Genomic DNA, 21,728 nt, shown 5'->3' on the forward strand with positions numbered 1-21,728 from the left:
ACCGGGCAAAACAGGCATATCGTAAAGAAATGGTCAAGATGAAGCGCAAGCCTGAAGCGTACATGTGTCCGACTTGCCAGCAGTCCGTGCCGGCCACACCCCACCGCCATAAGAACCTGGGGGTATTCGTTCCCGTGTGGGGACCGGGCCCATGTCAGAACCGCGACTGCCCCGACTACCGCCTGGATCCCAGGCACAAGCCTGATTCCGGCGAGCACGCCACCCAACCGTAGCTTTCAAGAACAGGGTCGACATGGGCATTCCCGGCCCGGCTGACTGCCGGGCCGGCGCGATGGCTGCGGCCGGGCACCGCCTGACGCTGACGCGGCCTGTCCTCTCCGACCTGTCTGGCCGCAGCCGTACACGGCCCAACCGAACTCGCTGACCTCAACCCACTCGACGTCATCGTCAGCGACGAGGAGACGCAGGAGCAGACTCACCGCCGAGCCGGTGACGGATCCGCCGCCGACCTCGGAGCAGCCACGGCCCCGCCCTCGGCGGGGAGAGGTGCGCGCGCCTGTCCGGCACCTGCAACCACGCTCTGCCGGGACTTGCCCAGGAGGTGCGCGAGGGCGGTGTCGACGAACACGGCGGCGTCACCGAACTCCCTCCGCTCGGCGCCCGCATCGTTGCGGGTGAGGACGGCCAGCTCCCCGGCCTGATTCGCGTCGTTTGCAGCGAGGATCTTGTACGCGGCGTGCCGGTGGCGAGCATCACGGGGAACCCATGCGACCTGCACTTGAGGTGTGAGGGACCGATGAGGCTGCCCGCCTCTGGCGGCCGTCATCATCGGCTTGTAGTTCAACCACGACCAAGCATCGGACACGAAAGAGGGATTCCAGGTGCTGGATATAGCCTGCGACGGAGTCCGGACGGGAGGTACCTGCCGGGTGGCGGCGGGACGCATGGAGAGACCTATCAGTGGGATCGGCGGGGCCGGAACGAGCGATGCGCCGCCGGGGGCCCGTCCCATAAAGGCCCCCTCCGGCTCGTCACGTGACATGCGGATCCCCCGGCGGTGGAACGGGCAGGAACCTACCGGCCGTTGCGCCGAAGACAGCCATCCGGAGCACGCAATTGGTGCCCTCCTAACGAGGGTGCGGCGAGTCCCGTCAAGACTCCGTCAGCGACACGTCAACAGGCTCGGCTCAGCCGGTCATGCCGGCTCGCGGAAGTGCGGGCGCCTGGAGCTCACTGAGTCGCGACGCATGCTGGACGGCTTCCGTAAGAAGTCCGACAAGACAACGTCAGCGCGGGCATCGCGACCCCCTTCGTCCGTACCGGTCACTCAAACCTGGCACCTTCCGGAAGTACCTGCCAAAAGAACCTGACACATCTCAGGGAGGGGTAGGGGGGTATATCAGGGATGACTCAGGGCAGCAGGGCCGCGGGCATCTCGCCGGTACGGTCACAATGAGGGAGCGTCGGCGCCGCTCCCGGCCGGTCGCCCTTTCAGGAAGGACATGACGTATGGCCATCGCCGATCCGATCACCCGCAGGCTGCGGAGGTTGTTCGTGGCCTTGGACGCCGACGAGGACGGTTTCGTCGGGTGGGGTGACCACGAGCGGATCGTGGACAGGTACGCGACCGGCTACGGGCTGGCCAAGGGTGACCCTAAGATCAGTTCTCTGGAACGGGCGTACTGGTCACAGTGGCTGGGACTGCTGCAGCAGGCGACGCCGGGGCAGGAGCGCCTGTCCCTCGACGAGTTCGTCGCGGCGAACCGGGCTGCGGGATTCGGCGCTAACGGATCCCATCTGCTGGATGACATCGCGCGGGCCGTGTTCGACGTCGTGGACGTCGACGGGGACAAGAAGATCAGCCGGGATGAGTTCGCCAGGTACCTGGGCCTCTGGGGGATCTCCCCCGAGGACGCTCCACTCGTCTTCCAACGGCTGGACCTGGACCGTGACGCCTTCATTTCCCAGCAGGAAGTCACCAAGTCCATCCGGGCGTTCCACCTCTACAACGACGATCTGAGCACCCCGGGCGGCATCTTCCTCGGCGTCCATTGACCGATGTGGCTCTGGAGCGGCGGTCATCTGGCTGCGGCTTACGGAGATCACGGCGAACTCGGCGCCGACGAAGAGCGTTGGCGATCAGGGCAAAGGCGCGCCGATCAGTAGCTGGATCGCGGTCATCGGCGCTTCTCTGGGTGGAACCGGCCGGGGCCGTGATCGACACCCGGTCGGCGCGGTGGTGCTCTATGGCGAGGACCGTCAGCTCCCAGCCGTCCACGGTGGCCGTGTCGCCCTCGACGGGAAGGCGCTCGAGTCGCGCGGCGATCAGGCCGGCCAGGGTCTCGCACGGTCCGTCGGGCGCCGTCAGTCCGAGAAAGCCGAGGCGTCTCTGCCGTCAAGGCCATCGGACACAGCACGGAACGCCACGGCATCCTCCGCCGTGAACGCACTAGCAGAGGAAACGAAGATTGGCGATGCGCCCGCTCCACACGCGGACGGCCCGGGAAAATCACTTTCGCGTGCCAGCAGTCCCAAAGTAATAGTCCGGAACAGATGGGCGAATGCCACCTCGATCCATCCTGCTCCGCCGGCGACGCATACGACGCCTTCTCCAGCCCGTCCGTGGATTCGAGCCGGGGTAATGGCGCCGCCGCTGAGTGCTGGATCGCGGGGTGACCCAAGACGGCGCAGGGACACTCGCGGGCCTGCGGGCTCGTCGGTTCATCTGGCGGCCACGAGCAACCGGCGGTCCAAGGTCTCGGGCCAGGTACGGGCCTACCACCAGAACGCGAAGACCCTGCTGTGACCAGCAGGGTAAGAGCCAAGCCTCCGCTGCAGAAGGGAGGCCGCCGACATTCGCCCCTGCGGTCACCGAGATCAGCAACGGCGGGACATGATTGGGACCGATGCTGACTACTTGCTGACCTGGACCCCGACAGCACCACGCTGACCTGCGAAAACGTCCGGATGTCAGATGTGGGACTTGGACATGGTGCGAAGCACGGAGACTCCCGATTTGTCTGCTCCCTGCCTGCTTTTTTGCAGGTCAAGGGCGGTCTCCACAGATTACAACCATTCGCATGTGTCAGTGTGTGAAGACGGACCTGGTACACCCTCGCGACAGCACTCCATGCCCGGATCGACAACGAGTTGAAGGCTTCGCCATGGTTGGCCCCGTGGCGTCCCGCCGTCGGGATCACGCCCACGCTCAGTGACGCTGAACTGGTCACGCTCGTGGTGATGTCAGCGTTTCGGTCGTGCCTTCGAGCATGACCTCACCGAGCGTCACCTGGAGTTGCTGCGGCCGACCCGCAAAGGGGAGGCCGAGCGGGCCGGCGCGCACTTGTTCAAACCGCTGCGGCAAGTCATCGCGAGTCGATCAACCAGACCCTCAAAGGGCAGCTTGACCTGGAACGCCACGGCGGTAAGAGCCGGCAGGGGTCGCAGTCCGCATCCTGTGCCGGACCCTCGCCCTCACAGCGGCGATCTGGCACAACAACAAAACCGATCAACCCGCGAAACGGTCACTGACCGCCTACGATCACTGACCGCAACGACACTCCTCGGACTCATTCATCTAGGGCACGACTGCCGGGTCAGTGGCGCCGAGCCCCAAGCGGGGGCCTATGGGAGCTCAGCGATGGCCTGGGCACCGCGATGACGGACGGGCGGGGCGATAGGAGATCGCTCGTCGCCGGACTGGGGCGGACGCCGAGTTCGCGCTCGAAGATCTCCACACAAGCCTGATAGGCCCGCCGGGCCTCGGCGATGTTGCCCTCCGCCAGGTGCACGCGCAGCAGCGCCCGGTGCGCGCTCTCCCGCAGGACGTCGGCGCGCAGCACCGTCAGCGCCGCGTCGATCGCCAGGCCGAAGTGCCCCTTCTCGCACAATTGTCCGGCGATGCCCTCCAGGACGTGCAGCCGCAACTGACGCAGACGCTCACGGTCGTCGATGAGCCACTCGTCCTGCCAGTCCGGCAGGAGGTCCCCCGGCGGAACACTCTCCGCCCAGAGGCCCGGATCGGCAGCAGTGCCGCGAAGTACGTCCATCGAGCGATCGATCTGGTCGCGGACATCCACCTCGGCGTGTGCGCTGAGATCGATCTGACTGCCGACGCTGGCGACGAGGTGCGGTACGGCTTGGTTGACGCGCCAGATCGCGGTGCGCAGCCGGGCGAGCGCCCGATGCTCGTCGGTGTCCGGCCAGAGCGTGCCGGCGAGAGAGCTGCGGCTGATCCGGCCGCGCAAGGCCAGCAGGGCCACCAGGCGCTGTGCACCACCGGGCAGTTCGACCTCGCGGTCCTCGAGGAGGAGCCGGAAGCCGCCCGAGAGGGTGATGCCGACCAGCCGGCAGGCGGGGCTCGGGGGGCGTCGTGGCCGGACCGCACCCCCTTGGGCGCTCATCCGAGGTCGAACGCTCGGCTCTCCCTGCGCACCGGTCATCGCTTTCCTTCCCGCCAGGGGCTCGCGGCCGTCGCTGCGCGCCAGTTCGTCGCGTCCTCTTCGGTCGAAGATGCCGAGGTCCTCCTGAATAAACGACAGTGACACCCTGGCCAGGCGGGTGAAACCCGGAGTGACCAGGGTGACGGCCGGCGATGCCGGTGATGGACGGGTGACACCACCGTGACGCAGGGTGTGGACCTTTGAGCCATGGGGACCTTTCCGGGAAGTCCGCGCACGCTGCGTGGCGCCATCGTGGCCGTCGCTCGTACGAACCCGCTCGCGCGCATCGTGATCTTCCAGTACAACCCGGACTCGGTGACCCGGTCCGTACGCCCGCGCTCCGCGCCCCAGGACAAGGCGGTCGCTCCCGCGGATGCGCACCGGATCTGGGGAGCTCCGGTCGAGTCGATCACCATGACGGTCGAAGTGGACGCCGCCGACCAACTCGAGACGGGTGACCCGCTGGCCGCGGCGACCGGAATCGCCGGACAGCTGGCAGCACTTGAGATGCTCCTGTACCCGAGCAGCCAACTGGTGATCGCCAACTCCCTCCAGCTGCTTGCCGGGACCATCGCCGTCCTGCCACCCGAGGGGCCGTTGACGCTGCTGGTCTGGGGGCCCGCGAGGGTGGTGCCCATCCGGCTGGAGAGCCTGTCCATCACCGAGCAGGCCTTTGACACGGCACTGAATCCGACACGGGCATCGGTCGAGGTCTCCGCGCAGGTCCTCTCGTACCAGGATCTTCCGGTGACCGATCCCGGGTACGCGCTGTTCTTGGTCCACCAGGTACTCAAGGAGACGATGGCCTCGGCGGCATCGGTCACCGGCGCCGTCTCCACGCTGACGACAGCGGCGGGGGCCTGAGATGCCGGGGCTGAGCCGCTATGCGGGCATCGACATCGCGACGGCCACGGTCATCGACGGCGTCGGGGGTACTCGCGAGGTGCGCTACCTGCTCCGCCGCCCCCTGCCGGACCCGCAGAGGCTGCCCGTACTGGCGCTGCACCAGGTCGCCCGGGACGACCGGATGGACCTGATCGCGGCGCGCCACCTCGGGGACCCCACCGCGTTCTGGCTCATCGCCGACGCCAACGGCGCCCTCGACCCGGATGAGTTGGTCGGCCCCGACGCCGAGAGTGCACTGCTCGTCATTCCGATTCCGGGGGTGTGAGTCCCAGTGCCCTCTCTCGGCATGCGGCTGACCGTACTTGCCGGCCGGACCCTGCCCGTCCCGCTGCCCGGACCACTGACGGCCCGGCTGCGCTCCGTCGTGGTGACCGAGAACGACGAGGAGCGATCGGCCTTCACCCTCACCCTCGACGCGGGAAGGTCCGCCACGGCGGGCGCCTTCGACGTCGTCGGGCTGACCGGCCCCCCGCTGGCCGCCTTCTCGCGCGTGGTGGTGGTCGTCCACCTGGGCGCCGTCCCCTTCGTACTCTCCGACGGAATCGTCACCGAGGTGCGGCTGGTCCCCGGGGACAGCCCGGGAGCGGCGACGCTGACCGTGACCGGCGAGGACATCTCGTACCTGCTGGATCGGGAGGAACGCGACATCGAGCACCCCGCGATGGACGCCCACACGCAGGTGCTGCGCATCCTCACCCCGTACGCCACCCGAGGCATCCTGCCCAAAGTCGTGCCGCCGCCCGTCCTCGATCCGCCGCTGCCCATCGACCGGGTGCCGACGCAGCACGGCACCGATCTGGCACACCTGGTGGCACTGGCCCGCGATCACGGTCATGTCACGTACGCGACGCCCGGGCCGGCGCCGGGCACCAGCACCTTCTACTGGGGGCCCGCCGTGCGCACCGGTCCACCACAGCCCGCGCTCTCGGTGGACCTCGGGCCGCAGACCAACGTGACGGAGATCAACTTCCGTACGGAGGCCCTGAGCCCGGTGGCGATCGACGGTTCCGTGATGGACCGTCAAACCGGGCTCGCCGTCCCGGTGATGGTGCCCGCCGGACTGCGCCCGCCGCTCGCCGCCGTGCCGTTCGCCGCGGCCAACATCGGCCAGACCCGCAGCCGTCGGCTGCGCGGGGCCACCAGCAGCACGGTCGCGGCGTACTCGCAGGCCCGTGCGCAGGTCGAGAGGTCACTCGACGCCGTGATCGCCGAGGGCCGGCTGGACGGGGTCCGCTACGGCGGGGTGCTGCGCCCGCGCGCGCTCGTGGGAGTACGCGGCGCCGGCTGGTCGCACGACGGACTCTGGTACGTGCGCGAGGTCAGGCACGAGCTGGCGCCCGGCGGCTACCAGGCCTCGTTCGTCCTGGCCAGGGACGGTCACGGCGCGCTGACACCGGTGATTCCGGTGGGCGGGGTGGTCTGATGGAGGAGATGCCGCGCTTCTACGGCAAGTACCGGGGCAAGGTCGTCAACAACGTCGACCCGCAGGTGCGCGGGCGGGTCCAGGTATCGGTCCCCGCGGTGCTCGGTGACGGCAAGCTGGCCTGGGCCGAGGCGTGCGTGCCGTACGCCGGGCCGGGCGTGGGCTTCTTCGCGGCACCCCCGTTGGGCGCGTCCGTGTGGGTGGAGTTCGAGGCGGGCAACTCTCAGTTCCCGATTCTGGCCGGGGCGACCTGGGCCTTCCTCGAGAAGGCTCCGCTGCCGGGTCTGCCCCAGGTCAAGGTGTGGAAGACCGACTCCGTCACGATCACGCTCAGCGATCTACCGGGGGCGGGCGGGCTGACGATCGAGGTCGGAGCGCCCGCGGCCGTCGTGCCGATGAAGATCGCTTGCACGGCCGGCGGCATCGAACTGTCCATCGGCGCGTCCAGTGTGAAGCTCACCCCCGCCACCGTATCGGTCAACAACGGCGCCTTGGAGGTGGTGTGATGCCGGGTCCGGGAGTGCAGCAGGGCGCGAGTGTGCTGTGCGTGCACGGCGGGCAGGCGCAGCCGACCATGCCCAGCCCGCGCGTACGCTTCTCCGGCGCGGCGGCTGTCACGACGGCCGCACCGTGGATGGTCGCCGGCTGCCCCTTCCCGCCGGTCTCGGGCGGGCCATGCGTCACAGCGGCCTGGACGGCCGGCAGCGTCCGGGTGACCTCGATGGGCCAGCCCCTGGTCATCCAGGGTGGCTTCGCCACGTGCGTGCCGACGGGCGGGCCGCTCACCGTCGTCACCGCCCAGCCGAGGGTGAGGCTCACGTGACCCGGGGCGGCCCGGCCCACCTGGGCTTTCCCCTGAGCCTGGACCGGCGTGGCCGAATCCTGCGGTCCGACGACGAGGCGTATCTGCGCGGGCTGGTGGAAGCGGTGCTGTTCACCAGGCCGGGGGAACGGATCAACCGGCCGGACTTCGGCAGCGGCGTCAACGCCCTCGTCTTCGCGCCGGCCGGGGACGAACTCGCGGGCGCCACGCAGGCGCTCGTCCACGGATGCCTGCAGCAATGGCTCGGCGATCTGCTCAGGGTCGAGGAAGTCCGGGCGCGGGGCGAGGAGTCCACCCTTCATGTGACCGTCGTCTACTCGCCGCTGCGAGCCGGCGCCGTGGCCGGTCCGCCGCGGGCCGTCACGGTCAGCGGCACCCCGGGCGGCACCCCGGGCGGCCCGCCGTGAGCCCGCCGTACGACGGGGGGCCGCCCCTTACGGCTGGGGCCTTCGCCGCCGCAGTGGACCGGGACGCCCGTCGCACGCTCGTCATGGACCAGGCGCAGGCCTGGAACGGCATCGACTCCGTCGAGGTACTGGCCAACGCCCCTGGTACGCCCGGCCATGTGGCCGGCGCGCTCCGGCAGCGCACGCTGCTCGTGCGCCTGCTGCACGCCCCCGCCGCCAATGCGCTGCACGCCGGGACCGTTCGCGTGCTGGGCGGGGTGCGGCCAGATCCGGGGATCAACCCGGTGCGCGTCGAATGGGCGTATCTCGCGACCGCGATCACGGGTGGCGGTGTGCTGCCCGCCGGTGTCACGGTCGAGGACCGCCTGCTCGTGACCAATGCCACGAGCACCGGCAGCCCGGACCGCATCCTGGTCGTCCGTACCTCCTCCAGCGGGGACTGGTCGACCTACGTGCTCGCGCTGACCGCCGAGAACGGCCAGGGGGCGCCGCCCCTCTTCGACGAACCGCTGGCCCGCGCGCCGTTCACCTTCACCGTCGACTGCCCGTCCGAACTCGACTGCGCCACCACCATCGAGTGCCCACCCGTCCTCGCGGCCTCCCCGGTACTCGACTACCTCGCGCGCGACTACGACGCCCTGCGGACCCGGCTGCTCGACCGGCTCGGCACGCTGATCCCCGGCTGGACCGACCACAGCCCGGCCGACCCGGCCGTCACCCTCGTCGAGCTGTTCGCCGCCGTGGGGGACCGCCTCGCCGCCTGGCAGGACGGCATCGCCGCCGAGGCATATCTGGCCACGGCGCGCCGACGCACCTCGGTGCGGCGCCACGCCCGCCTGCTGGACTACCGCATGCGGGAGGGTCTTAGCGCCCGCGTCTGGCTGGCGTTCAACACCGAAGGGGCATCGTCCTTCCTGCCCATGGGTACCCCCGTCACCGAGGCCCACAACGCCGGCGCCGTCCTGCGGACCGTCCCCGACGCGCTGGAGGCCGGCGCCATCGTCTTCGAGACCTGCGCCCCGGCGGAGATCACCCAGGCCAGGAACAGGATCGCCCTCCACTCCTGGGGCGACGCCCAGCACTGCCTGCCCGCGGGTTCCACCTCGGCCTTCCTCGCCTACGGACCCTCCGAAGCACCGCTGCTGCGTGCCGGGGACGTACTGATCCTCGGTCCTCGGGACCACGACGGCCGGGCAGGGTCCCCCGCCCGGCGTCAGGCCGTCCTGCTGGACCGCGACCCCGTTCCGCACCTGGATCCGCTATACCCCGGCATGGAGGTGCTGGAGATCCACTGGGCCGGTGCGGACGCGCTGCGGGTGCCGCTGCCCGTCACCACCGGTGAGCGGGGAGACGGCGGCAAGCCGGTGGTCGTGGCCGAGGCCCGCGCCAATGTGGTGGTCGCGGACCACGGAGGCACCCTCGGGCGGGAGAGCCTGCGGCAATTCCAGCCGGGCAGCCGCGGACGCCCCCGGCTCAATCACACCGGCCTCGCCTGGGCGGACCGTAGCCCGATGCGGCAGCGCAGCGCGAGCGCCGTTCTGCGGCCCGACCCCCAACGGGCCGAGGCCCAGATCAAGGTCGACGACGGCCTGCGCGTATGGCGGCCCGGAGCAGACCTCCTGTCCGGCGACCGCCTCGCCGCCACCTTCACCGTCGAGACGGAGAACGACGGCACCGCACGGCTCCGCTTCGGAGTCGGTACGCCGAGCCGTCGCCCGGCAACCGGCAGCGAGCTCCACGCCACGTACCGGATCGGCGGTGGCACGGTGGGCAACATCGGCCCGGACACCCTGGGCACACTGCTTGCCCACCCCGGCTCCGACACCCCCATCGACGGCGTCAAGGTCGGCAACCCGCTGGCAGCGGCAGGCGGCGCCGACCCGGAGACACTGGCCGAGGTACGCGAACTGGCCCCGCACGCCTTCCGCTTCCAGTTGCGGGCGGTCACCTCATCCGACTACGCGGACGTGGCCATGCGGCATCCCGGCGTACAGCGGGCGGTCGCCCGCCGTCGGTGGACCGGGTCCTGGTACGCCCAGGAGGTGACCGTGGATCCGCTGGCCGCGCTCGCGAATGATCCGTCCGTGCCGGACGAGGTCGCCGCTCTGCTGGAGACCCACCGGATGGCCGGGGTTGATGTGGAGGCGGCGCGGCCGGTCTACGTACCGTTGGAGATCGTCATCGAGGTGTGCATCCTGCCCGGCCACCGGCGCGGCGACGTCGCCGCGTCGATCGCCCGCGCCTTTTCGGTCGGGCGGCTTCCCGACGGCAGCCGGGGCTTCTTCCACCCGGACAACTTCACCTTCGGCACACCACTGTTCCTGTCCGATGTCGTCGCCACCGCCATGGCCGTGCCGGGCGTGGCCTGGGTGGACATCGGCGACGACAAGGATCGCGAACTGCGCTTCCGGCGCATGGGCCTGCCACCCGCGGACGAGGTGAAGCGGGGCCGTATCGACGCCGCCTCCCGCGAGGTGCTGCGTGCGGACAGCGATCCGAGCAATCCGGAGAACGGGCGGCTGACCTGCCGGGTACGGGGTGAGCGGTGAGCCTCGACTGCGGATGCCGTGCCGCCTGCGGCTGCGACCCCCTGGAACCGGCCGCGCCGCGCGTCCACAACCTCCCGCGCCGCCCCGCCCTCGACTGGCGCATCGCCACCCACGCGGACTCGCTGGGCCGGATGCGCGCCGCGACGGCACAGACCGGCTACGACGGGGGCGACGCAGTCGTCGCGCTGCTGGACACCTGGGCGTACGTCGCGGATGTCGTCTCCTTCTACACCGAGCGGATCGCCAACGAGGGATTCCTGCGCACCGCCGTCGAGTTGGGTTCGGTCCGCGAGCTGGCCCGTACGCTGGGCCATGAGCTGCGGCCCGGCGTCGCGGCCTCCGCCGACCTCGCCTTCACGGTCGAGGACACACCGGGTGCGCCTCGCCACGCGGTTGTGCCCGCCGGCATCCCCGTGCAGTCCGTGCCCGCTGCCGGCCAGCTGCCGCAGACCTTCGAGACGTCCGAGGAGCTCCAGGCCCGCGCCTGCTGGAACGCCATCCCCCTCGTACCCTCCGTCCCCCAAGTCCTGGCGGCGCGCACCACCGACATCTGGGTCCGGGCCACCGGGACGGGTGTACGCCCGGGCAGTGGACTGCTCGTCGTCGGCCGCGAGCGGTTCGACAAACACGGAGACGAACACTGGGATTTCCGGATCGTCGAATCTGTTGCCGAGGAACCGGACGGACACACCGGCTGGACGCACCTGCGCGTGCGGCCCAGGCTCGGGAACATCGACATTCCCGAGCCGTTCGTGGCGGAGCGTGAGGTCGAGGTCTTCACCTTCGACGAGCGCGCCAACCTCTTCGGATGGAACGCCCCCGACGCCGGTCTGCTGTGCCGTTCCGACGGAACGGGCCCGCCGGGCATCACGGGGTGCGGCACCAAAACCGTCGGATGGGAGTACTTCGGGGTTCTCGCGCCCGATTCCGACCCGCATGTGATGGGGGACATCGTGATCGAGCTGGACGGCGACCACCCACGCCTCACCGGCGGTGACCACAAGCAGGTGGCCGAAGCCTCCTGGCTCGTACTCGCCTACGAAGGCATGCGCGAGCTGTACAGGGTTGTCGGCGTGGAGTCCGGCGGCGACGCCCGCTACGGGGTCAGCGGACGCATCACACGCGCCATCCTCGACACCTCGGAAGGCCTGAGCCTGTTCGGGCGCCGCACCACCCTGGCGCACTGCGTATCGCGGCACCTGCCTGCCCAGAGCAAACCGCGGACTGCGGAGGTCAAGGGCAGCCAACTGGACCTGGTAAGGACCGACCCGCTGCTGCCCGTCGGGAAGACCGTCATCGTCACGGGACATCCGAACGGGAGCGCACCCACCGGGCCGTCGGCGGTGACGGCGGCGCTGGAGCTTCCGCCGCTGCGCGAGCGCGCGGTCGTCGTCTCGTGCCTGGACAAAGAGGTTCCGGCCGGTGTCGAACCCACCATGACCGTCACGCTCGACCGCGACCTTTCGCAGGAATTCGACCCGCGCTCACTGCGGGTACTGGCGAACGTCGTCACGGCCACGCACGGCGAGACCGTCACCGAGGTCCTCGGCAGCGGTGACGGCCGGGTGCCGTTCCCGCGATTCCGGCCCCGCCGCACCCCGCTCACCCACGTCCGTGCCACGAACGCCGTCGGTGCGCGTGCCGCTCTGGAGCTGCGCGTGGACGGCGTGGCCTGGGCCGAGACCCCCTCGCTCGACACCGCCACCGGGACCGACAGGGTGCACACCCTGCGCAGCGAGGAGGACGGCGGGGTCCGTCTGGTGCTCGGCGACGGTACACACGGCGCCCGCCTCCCGAGCGGAGTCGAGAACGTCGTCGCCACGTACCGCGTCGGCATCGGCGCCGACGGAGCGGCCGCGGCCGGACAGCTCACCCTGCTCACCCAGCGCCCCCTGGGCATCCGGTCGGTCGTCAACCCCACCCCCGCGCGCGACTGGGCACCGCCGGAGAACCCCGCCGACGCCCGACGCAACGCCCCACTGCGCGTCCGCACCCTCGACCGGGCCGTGTCGGTCGCCGACCACGAGGACTTCGCCTCCGGCTACGCCGGCGTCGGCAAGGCGCGCGCCGACGGAATCTGGGAAGGCACCTCCACCGCGGTCGTCGTCAGTGTCCTCGGAACCGGCGGCAGCGCCCCGTCCACCGGTCTGCTCGCTGATCTGCGGACCGCACTCGAAGCGGCCCGCGACCCCGGCACCAGGCTGGAGGTCCTCGCGGGCGATCTCCTGTGGTTCGGCCTCGGTGTCGAGCTGCGGCACGACCCCGCGTACGAGCGCGCCACCGTCGAGGGGTCGGTCCGTGCCGCGCTGAAGGGGGCGTACGCACCCGCCACCCGCCAGTTCACCGAGCCCGTCACCGCCGCAGGAACCCTTGTGACGATCCGCCGAACCCCCGGGGTGGTGGCCTGCACCATGCCGCGGCTGTGGCGGCTGCCGGGCAACGCCACCGTCCGGGCCTCCGTCCTGACTGCCGAGCCCGCCCGCCGGGAGCCTGCGGGAGCGGGGCTGCTGCCCGCTCAACTCCTCACCCTGGACCCCGGTGCGATCACGATCGGAGTGATGCCGTGAGCGCCACCGAACTCTCCGCATACCCGGCGCAGCCGCTGGAGTACCTCCTGGCCCGGCTGCCGGCTCATCTCCTGGCCCGCGATACGGAGGCCGGCGGCCTGGTGCGGTCGCTGCTCGGCGCCGTCTCCGGTGAGCTGGCCCTCCTGGAAACCGACCTCGAAGACCTCTACGACGCCTGGTTCATCGAGACCTGCGCCGACTGGGTTGTGCCGTACCTGGCCGACCTGGTCGGGCTCGACGATCTGCCCACCGGCCTGGGGCGCGAGGCCGGCCCGCGCGCGCTGGTCGCGAACACGGCGGCCTACCGTAGGCGCAAGGGAACCATCGGCGTACTGGAGCAGGTGGCCCGGGACGTCACCGGGTGGCCCGCGCGTGCAGTGGAGTTCTACCGTCTGCTCGCTACGAGCACGCACGTCAACCATGTCCGTACCGAACGTCCGGCGACGGCCTCGGTACGGGACGCGTCGCGCGCCGAGCTCTCCGGGCTCGATCTCGCCGGCGCACGCTCCCTGACGCCCGGGCTGGACCCGCTCGCGCACACCGCCGAAGTCCGACGTATCGCCTCCGGGCGCGGACGCTACGGAATTCCGGCCGTCGGCGTCTTCCTCTACCCGCTCCGGGTGTACGAGATCGGCGCCCCGGGCAGCCCGGACACCTCCGAGCAGCCCACCCGCACGGCAGGCGGCTGGTCACACGCGCGGCGCAGGATGTCAGGCGACGGGTATACCTTCGACCCGTTCCGCCGGGAGTCGCCGCTCTTCGCCTTCCCTGCAGGAGACGAGTCGTCAGGGGGGATCGAACACCTCGCGGAGGAGGCCGATCTGCCGGTTCCGCTGCGGCCGAGACGGCTGCTCGCCCTGCTGCGGGCTGCCCGGGAGCCGAACGCCGCAGCCGGCTCCCTCCCCCTCGGCATCCGCATCGGGAAGACCGGAACCGATCTCCCCCCACAGGCAGTCAAGGTCAGCGGTCTTGAGGACTTGAAGTCAGGTCCGGCGGTGCAGGTCCTCGTGGATCCGGTAGCGGGAACCCTCACCTGCTACAAGAACTGCGCGGTCTACCACCCTCGCGGCGGGGTGTTCGTCCGGTACGCGTACGGCGGACTCGCCGACGTCGGAGCGGGCAGTCACGACCGGAGCGCGACGCACGAGACGGCGCTTGCCATGGACCGCTGCCGTGCCGCTGGGAGCGGTGGGGAGCGACTCTTGGGCCAGACCTCCGTACGGTCAGGAGCGCCCGGCCCGAACGACGTGGCTACCGTCGCGGACGGGCTCCGGGCGGCCGAGGCCACCTGGAATACCGCGGGCGAGGCGACAGCGGCCGGTAGCACCTACGTGGTGTCGATCGCCGACAGCGCGACGTACAAGGAGCACGGACTGGAGGTCAGCCTCCCGGCGGGTGCCCGGCTGGTGCTCGTGGCTGCCGGCTGGCCCAAGGGACACTCACCACATGGTGAAGTGCACGCCCCGACGCCCGGTGAGTACACCCCGGAGGGCGTACGCCCGCACCTGATCGGTGATCTGACGATCAGGGGGGCCGAGGGCTCCTCGGTGGTCCTCGACGGGCTGGCGCTCGAAGGAAACCTGGTGGTCCCGTCGGGGCGGCTCGGCGCGCTCAGCATCAGCCAGTGCACCTTGACCGGTCGGCTCCGGGTCGACGAGGGCTCTGCCGGCGGCAACGGCGAGCTGCAGACCAGGGTGATCCGCAGTGTGCTGAACGGCATCGGCCTGAGCGGCACGGCGCCGTTCGTCTGCCTGAGCGCCAGCGCGGTACACGGGGATGTGACCGGGCCCGCCGCGCACGCCTCCTTCGAGGGCAGTACCGTTCGCGGCGACGTCACGGTCCGCTCCCTGGACGGCAGCAGCTGCGTCTTCGACGGCACGGTCATCGCGGAGCACCGACAGACCGGCTGCCTGCGCTTCAGCTACAGCGGTCCGGGCTCGCGCACTCCCCGGCGCTACCGATGCGTACCCGCAGCGGCGGGCGGCGTGGCGTCCGGGCCGGTGTACGCCTCGCTGGACCCCGGCTCGCCGGTGTACCTCGCGCTGGCGCGCGGCTGCCCGGAGGCCATCCGCACCGGCGGGGAGAGCGGGGCGGAGATGGGCGTCCACCATCACCTCAGACGGCCGCTGCGGGTCGCCGCGGCGGCCCGGGCGCTCGCGCCGTATCTACCTGTCCAGCTTGAGATCGGGATGTGTGGGAGCTGAAATGCAAGGCGACTTCAGCCGGTGGACCTTCGACGCGCGGGCACGCTTCCGCTCCGTGCTGCTCCAGCAGGGGCGGGCGCTGCTGGACGCGGACTGGAACGAACAGACCAAGATCACCGCTCACCATGACGAGACACGTGCTCTCGACACCTTCGGCCGCTCGGGGGCGCCGGCGGCGGGAAACGCCTTCAGGATCACCGACAAGGACGGCAATCCCCCGAAGGGAACGCCCTGGGAGGACCTGCGGATCTCCCCCGGGCGCATGTACGTCGACGGAGTTCTGGTGGAGGCCCACGGGGAGGGCGAGGGCATCCCGCTGAACAACCAGCCGGACCGTGCCACGATCGGTGAGACGCCTGGTCTGGCCGAGCCGACGAAGGATACCCGCCACGCCTTCTACCTCAACGTACACGCCCACCATGTGACGGTCGACGAGGTGGAGGGGCTACGTGAATCGGCTCTCGGCGGCCCGGACACGACGACCCGGGACCGGACCGTCTGGCAGGTCACATACAGGGAAGTGCAGAACGAGACGACGGTGTGCTCGAATCTGCACCGCGCGACGGGGAAACCACCGGCTCGGGGCCTGATGGCGGCATCAGTCGAAGCCGAGGCGCCCGGCAACGACCCGTGCGCCATCACCGCTGCCGGCAGCTACACGCGGCTCGAGAACCAGCTCTATCGCGTGCAGATCCACGAGAAGGCCAAGACCTTTCTGTGGTCACGGGAGAACGGAAGCGTGACCGCCTCACTCGTCGGGATCAGCAAGACGGCGCTGCCGGCGGGGGTGGACGCCGAGCTGACCGTAGACCGGGTCGGCCGTGACGAGGAACTCTCCATCGGTCACGACGACATCGTCGAGGTCACCAGTCCTGCACGGCAACTATGCGGACAGTCCGGATACTTGGCGAGGGTGAAGGAGCCGAAGGGCCTGCGGCTGCCCGTGGTCTGGCTGAGCGGGAGCGGCGTCGGCGACATCGATTCGCTGGGAAGGGCTCCGATCGTCCGCAGGTGGGAGGGCGGGCCAACCACCGTCACGACCCCCAACGCGCCTCTGGAAAACGGTATCTGGATCGATTTCGATGCCGAGGCGGCCCTGGAGACGGGAGACTACTGGCTGATCCCGGCACGCACCGCCCGACTGGCGTACGGCCTCAACGCGACGAACGGCTCGCTGGAATGGCCCAAAAAGCCGAAGTCGACCAACGCCCCGATGTACCTGCCGCCCCACGGCCCGGCGCGGCATGTCACGCCGCTGGCCATCCTGAAGCGCGACACGCCCGCCGGCGGGGTCAGCACGTGGACGCTGGAGTCCGACTGCCGGCCCATCGCACCGACCTTGACCCAGCTGACGACGATCGACCTGGTCGGCGGGGACGGCCAGGAGGCGATCCCGGGCAAGGAACTCGCCAAGTCCGTCCGGGTGGTGGTGCGCAACGGCAACCTGCCGGTCGAAGGAGCGCCGGTTCTCTTCACCCCCAAGAAGGGCAGCGTGCGGACGAAGCCCGGCGCCGCCCTAGCCCCCGGCGAACCGACCCTCACCGACAAGGACGGCGTGGCTTCGGTCTGGTGGACGCTCGACCCTGCCGGAAGCAACACGCAGACGCTGGAGGCGCAGCGGCTGAACGACAGTGGCCAGGGAACCGACGTCAAGGTCATCGTGACGGGGCGGATGAGCAAAGCGGAGGGCGTGGCGTGGGATCCGCCGGAGGGGTGCACGGCCTTCAAACACACGAAGACCGTGAAGGAAGCGCTGGACGGCCTCGTCCAGGCGCGCAAGCTGCGCCTGCTCGGCGGCGACGGTCAGCAACTGCCGTCGGCAGACAAGGTCCTCCCCCAGCGAGTCCGGGTCATCGTGGATTCCGCCTGCGGCCCGGTCAAGGGAGCCAAGGTGACGGCGGCGGCGACCACGGGCGCCCTCGTCGACGAGGCCCCTTCCGCAGGCGCCCACCCGAGCGACCTCACGGGCGCCTCGGCCACGGCCACCGGAGTGACGGCCAAGGACGGCTCGGCCGCCTTTTGGTGGCAGCCGAGTTTCGGCGCCGACGGCTCCGACGTTCTGTCCATCAGCCAGGCGGAGGACGTAACGAGGGCACCCGTCACGGTGACCGCCCAGGCGGCACCACCCTCGAACGGCAGCCAGACCTCGGAAGGCTTGCACATCAGGGACCTGATTTTCCGGCTTGGCGCCAGACCTTTTCTGAACGACGACCGGGTGAGTCTCGACGAGCTGTCCAACGGCATCCAAGTGAACGTCAGTGAAGAGGTCGACCCGAAGAGCCTGTCCAACAGGCGGGGCCCCAAGCCCGTTGTGCGCGTCATCCTCGAGTTCCCCTGGCCTCTGTCAGGGGAAGCACCGCAGTTGTGGTCTGACGTGGAGCACATGCCGGGGCAGGACCGGACCCTCCTGGAGCAACCCATCGCATTTCGCTCCACCATGCTGGACGCGGACGTCTCAGCTGAGGGCACCACGATCCTTTGGGCACCTCGCGACCCCGACACGATGAAACGGTGGCTGCATTACCACTTCGTGAAGCTTGAGGAGTACATGAGTTGGGACCGCCCCATCGAAGGCCGGTTCCAGATCGACGGCTGGGCCGTCATCGCCGAAGAGGACAAGACGAAGCATCTGAACGGGCGTGTGAACGCCTTCCTGGACGGGGAGTACACGCGACTCACGCCAACCACCGAGAACGAGGTGACCGGCAGCCGGTTCGAGCAGTGGTTCTGGCTGGCGAGGGACTGACCGGGTGGCCACCAGCGCCCGCTCGCGGGCGGACCGGAGGCGTGACCGCGAGGGCGACGGGCCGGACGGCAGGCCCAAAGCCGCCGCGCGGAACGTAACCGGCGCGCGGGGGACGCACGACGTCGCCCAACTCCCCGTCCACACCCACCACACGGTGCAGCCGAAGCTGAGCCTGAGTACACCCGGGGACCCCTGTGAGCGGCAGGCCGACGCCGTGGCCGCACGCGTGGCCGGCGGCGGGCCGGTGCAGCACGCCGCCAGGCCGCCAGGCCCCGCCGGGGTCCTGCGCAAGCCGGCCGCCGCCGGCACCAGCACCGGCCGGGGCACCGTCCCCGCCGGTGTGCAGCGGGTCATCGAGGGCGGCGGCCACGGCCCGGGCCTCCCCCTCGCCCCGTCCCTGCGCGCCCACATCGAGCCGCACATCGGCGTCGACCTGGGCGCCGTACGCGTCCACACCGGACCACAGGCCGCGGCGGCGGCCGCCGCGCTGCAGGCCCGCGCCTTCACCTCCGGTTCCTCGATCTACCTCGGCGACCGCGAATCCCCGTACGACGTACGGCTGATGGCCCACGAGGCCACCCACGTGGCGCAGCAGAACTCCTCCGCCGTCGCCCGGAGCACCGTCATGCGTCAGACGGACGCCGGTGCGGGCGGGGGCGTCCCGCTGCCCGAGTTCCTGACGGTGCCGGTCCGCGCGTTGCCCGGCTACACCACGCTCACGCTGATCACAGGCAAGGACCTCCTCACCAACGCGCCCGTCAAGCTCGACCGCGACCAACTCGTCACCCAGCTCCTCTCCTTCGGCCCCTTCGGGCCGGTCGCGGGAGAGGTGATGAAGGCCGCCGGAGTCATCGGCGACGTGTTCTCGCTGCTGATCGAGGGGCTCGCCCAGCACAATCTGACCGCCGCCCGCCTCTCACACGAAATCGCCCAGGCGTGGGAAGAGATCCACCTCACGGAAGGCCCGGAGGCCAATCTCGCCGTCGTACGTCGGCACCTCGGCGCCGTCCTCACCGACATCCGCGCGTTCATCGGGGCGGTCGCCGCCCGTGTGATGGAGCTGATCCGCACCGCGGCCGCCGCCATCGTCGAACCCCTGCTGGAGACACCGCAGTTCAAGCCAATCTGGGAGCTCGCCAAGAAGGTCCTGCACTACGACCCACTGCGCGACCGGCCGGTCGAGGCCCAGACCGTCGAGATCCTCGAGGACTTCCTTCGCCTCATCGGCAAGGAGTCCGCGCTGGCGCAGATGAAGGAACGCGGAACCCTGCAGAAGACCGCGGACTGGCTGGACGAGCAGGCCGCCACGTTCACCGGGATCCTCGGCGAATTGCGGGCCCTGTTCCGGGACGCCTGGGCCGCGATCCAGCCGCAGAACCTCCCCGACCTGCTCACCAATCTGAAGGCGCTGGCAGGCCGGGCCTTCGCCCTGGTCGGCCGGATCGGGGACTTCGCCGGCACCGTCATCGGCAAGGTCCTCTCCCTCGTCAAGGACGCGCTCCTCGGCTGGCTCTCGCAGTACGCCCACAAGATCCCGGGTTTCCACCTGCTGACGGTGATCCTCGGCAAGAACCCGTTCACCGGCGAGGCCGTCGAACGCAACGCCCAGAACCTCATCAAGGGCTTCATCACCCTGCTGCCCGACGGTGAGGCCACGTACGAGCAACTCGCCTCGTCGGGCGTCATCGCGGAGGCCGCGGCCCGCATCGAGAGCGAGATGGCGCGGCTCGGCGTCTCGGTCGACCTGATCACCTCGACCTTCCGCGGGGTCTGGGACACGCTCCAGCTCCAAGATCTGCTGGACCCGATCGGTGCGTTCATCCGGGTCACCGCCAAATTCGGCGAACCGCTGGGCCGCATCGTCGAGTTCGTCGGCGTCGTGGTCGAGGTCGTCGTGGGGCTCGTCCTGAAGCTGATGAACTTCCCGACCGACCTGCTCGCGCGCATCGTCGCCAACGTCAGTCGTGCCATCAAGGACATCAAGCGCGATCCGGTCGCCTTCCTGCTGCACATGCTGGAGGCGCTCAAGACAGGCTTCATGCGCTTCTTCGACCACATCGGCACCTATCTCGTCCAGGGCCTGGTGAAATGGCTGTTCCGCGGGCTGGGCCAACTGGGCATCACCATCCCGACCGAGATCACCTTCAAATCGATCCTGGGACTGATCTTCGAAGTCCTCGGCGTGGGCGTCGAGACGCTCTGGCAGAAACTCGGCAAACACATCGGGCCCGAGCGGGTCGCGGCGATCCGCGGTGCGGTGAACGTACTGACGGGCGCGTGGTCCTTCATCGCCGATGTCCAGACGCGGGGTGCCCCCGCGATCGCCGACTTCCTGGCCGGCCAGTTGAGCGGTCTGTGGGACAAGGTGCTGGGCATGGCCCGGGACTGGATCACGAAGGAGATCATCGAAGGCGTCGTCGCCAAGCTGCTGTCCATGCTGGACCCGACCGGTGTGATGGCCGTGGTGAACAGCTTCATCGCCTTCTTCCGTGCAGTGCAGTCGGCGATCGAGTACCTGCGGGACATCCTGGAGATCGTCGACCAGTACGTGACCACGTTCGCGGAGGTGGCGGCGGGCCGGATCGACCCCGGCGCCGCGATGATCGAAAAGGGCCTGGCGAACGCGGTGCCGATCGCGATCGGCTTCCTGGCCAGCCAGGTGGGCATCGGCAACGTGCCGGAGGCGATCGTCGGCATCATCCGCCAGGTCCGCCAGCTCATCGACCAGGCGGTGGAATGGCTGTTCACGCAGGCGATGCGGATCGGGGCACCGGTCCTGAACGCCCTCGGCGCCGGCGGCGCGCCTGCCCCGGCCGGGGCAGGCGGCCAGAAGCCGGAGGCACTCCACGAGCACTTCGACCTCGCCGGCGAGGACCATGAGGTCTACCCCGATAGTCAGGGCCGCCTCATGGTGGCGTCTGCCAAGGCACAGCCGGTCGGCAACCTTGACCAGCTAAGGGCTCTCGACGACCAGTACCGTGCACTTCCGGCGACCGCCACAGCGACCGAACGACGGCGGATCATCCGCGAGATGATCCGCCTGATCCGTAACCCTCCCGGCCTCCTGGTCAGTGCCCTGGGTGACCCGCCCAACCTTGGAGGTGTGGCACGGCACGGCTCGCAGCCGCAGCGATTTCGGCCGCGTTCCGGGAATCCCGCATACGCCGAGCTCTGGGAACTCGAGTCGGAACACGTCATCCCGCGCAGCTACGTGGACTCCGTGATCCTTTCGCACTTCTCCAGTGCGGGGGATCGAGAGAAGAACTGGGTGACCAAGGAGGAATATGCCCACATGCACACCATCCTGATCTACAAGCAAGCTGCGAACGACAAGACCAACCGCGCCAGAACCAAGAACGTCAAGACCACCAAGGAAGTCGGTCTGGGGTCGGATCAGCGCCTTCTGAAGAATTTTGCGATCCGTACCGAGAGCGGAACACTGCCAGGCCGGGGCACCCCAGCAGACAACGCACGGCGGGCCTTCAAAATGCTCGCGGAGGGCGCTGTGCGGCGCACCGTCGACGCGGTGTCGATCGACTACAAGAACCACGGAGTCCTACGGGGAAGCAAGGAAGCACTGCCGACCGAGAAGGGCATCAGAAATGCAGCTGCACTTCAGCTCAAGGACATCAACGAGTTCCTCGCGAAACGCAAACTCGCCCAGATCCCGACCTGACCAGCCGCTCACTTTTATGCTGCA

At 69.7% G+C, this 21,728-nt stretch carries 15 protein-coding genes and 2 pseudogenes; 14 read left to right on the top strand and 3 right to left on the bottom strand.

Features of this window, described 5'->3' with window-relative positions; all coding sequences use genetic code 11:
• Positions 1–436: 436 nt before the first annotated feature.
• The gene (locus tag ACODT5_RS08225) at positions 437–739 is read right to left on the bottom strand and encodes a hypothetical protein (RefSeq protein WP_422518520.1); all 303 of its coding nucleotides are present in this window, start codon (positions 737–739) and stop codon (positions 437–439) included.
• 731 nt (positions 740–1,470) lie between these two features.
• On the opposite strand from ACODT5_RS08225, the gene ACODT5_RS08230 reads away from it, so the two are divergent.
• Positions 1,471–2,016, top strand: coding sequence for an EF-hand domain-containing protein (locus ACODT5_RS08230; protein ID WP_403720095.1), 546 nt, complete (start codon positions 1,471–1,473; stop codon positions 2,014–2,016).
• Here ACODT5_RS08230 and ACODT5_RS08235 read toward each other — a convergent pair.
• Entirely contained in the window at positions 1,937–2,329 is a 393-nt protein-coding gene (locus ACODT5_RS08235; protein WP_422519594.1) for a transporter associated domain-containing protein, read from the bottom strand. The two genes, ACODT5_RS08230 and ACODT5_RS08235, sit on opposite strands and share 80 nt — an antisense overlap.
• 770 nt (positions 2,330–3,099) lie before the next feature.
• Here ACODT5_RS08235 and ACODT5_RS08240 point away from each other — a divergent pair.
• Positions 3,100–3,210 (top strand): annotated as a pseudogene (locus ACODT5_RS08240) (IS982 family transposase); the annotation flags it as partial.
• Position 3,211: 1 nt separating this feature from the next.
• Positions 3,212–3,509: pseudogene (locus ACODT5_RS08245) on the top strand (IS982 family transposase); the annotation flags it as partial.
• Between the two features lie 48 nt (positions 3,510–3,557).
• Here ACODT5_RS08245 and ACODT5_RS08250 read toward each other — a convergent pair.
• Entirely contained in the window at positions 3,558–4,364 is an 807-nt protein-coding gene (locus ACODT5_RS08250; RefSeq protein ID WP_422518521.1) for an AfsR/SARP family transcriptional regulator, read from the bottom strand.
• Between the two features lie 246 nt (positions 4,365–4,610).
• Here ACODT5_RS08250 and ACODT5_RS08255 point away from each other — a divergent pair, with 246 nt between their 5' ends.
• The 11 genes from ACODT5_RS08255 (at position 4,611) to ACODT5_RS08305 (ending at position 21,704) form a co-directional block, all read left to right on the top strand.
• Positions 4,611–5,267, top strand: a complete 657-nt coding sequence (locus tag ACODT5_RS08255) for a hypothetical protein (protein ID WP_422518522.1) — start codon at positions 4,611–4,613, stop codon at positions 5,265–5,267.
• A 1-nt stretch (position 5,268) separates the two neighbouring features.
• A complete protein-coding gene (locus ACODT5_RS08260) occupies positions 5,269–5,574 on the top strand; it encodes a LysM domain-containing protein (protein ID WP_422518523.1) in 306 nt (101 codons plus the stop codon).
• Positions 5,575–5,595: 21 nt separating this feature from the next.
• Positions 5,596–6,732, top strand: coding sequence for a hypothetical protein (locus ACODT5_RS08265; RefSeq protein WP_422518524.1), 1,137 nt, complete (start codon positions 5,596–5,598; stop codon positions 6,730–6,732).
• Positions 6,732–7,238 carry a phage baseplate assembly protein V gene (locus ACODT5_RS08270; protein WP_422518525.1) on the top strand — a complete coding sequence of 169 codons (507 nt, stop codon included), beginning with the start codon at positions 6,732–6,734 and terminating at the stop codon, positions 7,236–7,238. The genes ACODT5_RS08265 and ACODT5_RS08270 overlap by 1 nt, the downstream gene beginning before the upstream one ends.
• Positions 7,238–7,555: a hypothetical protein gene (locus ACODT5_RS08275; protein WP_422518526.1), complete on the top strand. Its 318-nt coding sequence runs from the start codon at positions 7,238–7,240 to the stop codon at positions 7,553–7,555. Before ACODT5_RS08270 ends, ACODT5_RS08275 begins: the two co-directional genes overlap by 1 nt.
• Positions 7,552–7,962 carry a GPW/gp25 family protein gene (locus ACODT5_RS08280; RefSeq protein WP_422518527.1) on the top strand — a complete coding sequence of 137 codons (411 nt, stop codon included), beginning with the start codon at positions 7,552–7,554 and terminating at the stop codon, positions 7,960–7,962. The genes ACODT5_RS08275 and ACODT5_RS08280 overlap by 4 nt, the downstream gene beginning before the upstream one ends.
• An 83-nt stretch (positions 7,963–8,045) precedes the next feature.
• Positions 8,046–10,511, top strand: coding sequence for a baseplate J/gp47 family protein (locus ACODT5_RS08285; RefSeq protein ID WP_422518528.1), 2,466 nt, complete (start codon positions 8,046–8,048; stop codon positions 10,509–10,511).
• Positions 10,508–13,078: a putative baseplate assembly protein gene (locus tag ACODT5_RS08290; protein WP_422518529.1), complete on the top strand. Its 2,571-nt coding sequence runs from the start codon at positions 10,508–10,510 to the stop codon at positions 13,076–13,078. The genes ACODT5_RS08285 and ACODT5_RS08290 overlap by 4 nt, the downstream gene beginning before the upstream one ends.
• Positions 13,075–15,282 carry a phage tail protein gene (locus ACODT5_RS08295; protein ID WP_422518530.1) on the top strand — a complete coding sequence of 736 codons (2,208 nt, stop codon included), beginning with the start codon at positions 13,075–13,077 and terminating at the stop codon, positions 15,280–15,282. The genes ACODT5_RS08290 and ACODT5_RS08295 overlap by 4 nt, the downstream gene beginning before the upstream one ends.
• A 1-nt stretch (position 15,283) precedes the next feature.
• A complete protein-coding gene (locus tag ACODT5_RS08300) occupies positions 15,284–18,028 on the top strand; it encodes a DUF6519 domain-containing protein (protein WP_422518531.1) in 2,745 nt (914 codons plus the stop codon).
• Between the two features lie 4 nt (positions 18,029–18,032).
• Complete coding sequence (locus tag ACODT5_RS08305; protein WP_422518532.1) at positions 18,033–21,704, top strand: eCIS core domain-containing protein; 3,672 nt, start codon at positions 18,033–18,035, stop codon at positions 21,702–21,704.
• The last annotated feature ends 24 nt before the right edge of the window (positions 21,705–21,728 follow it).

Source organism: Streptomyces tatrensis (assembly GCF_049310065.1).
Taxonomy (GTDB): domain Bacteria; phylum Actinomycetota; class Actinomycetes; order Streptomycetales; family Streptomycetaceae; genus Streptomyces.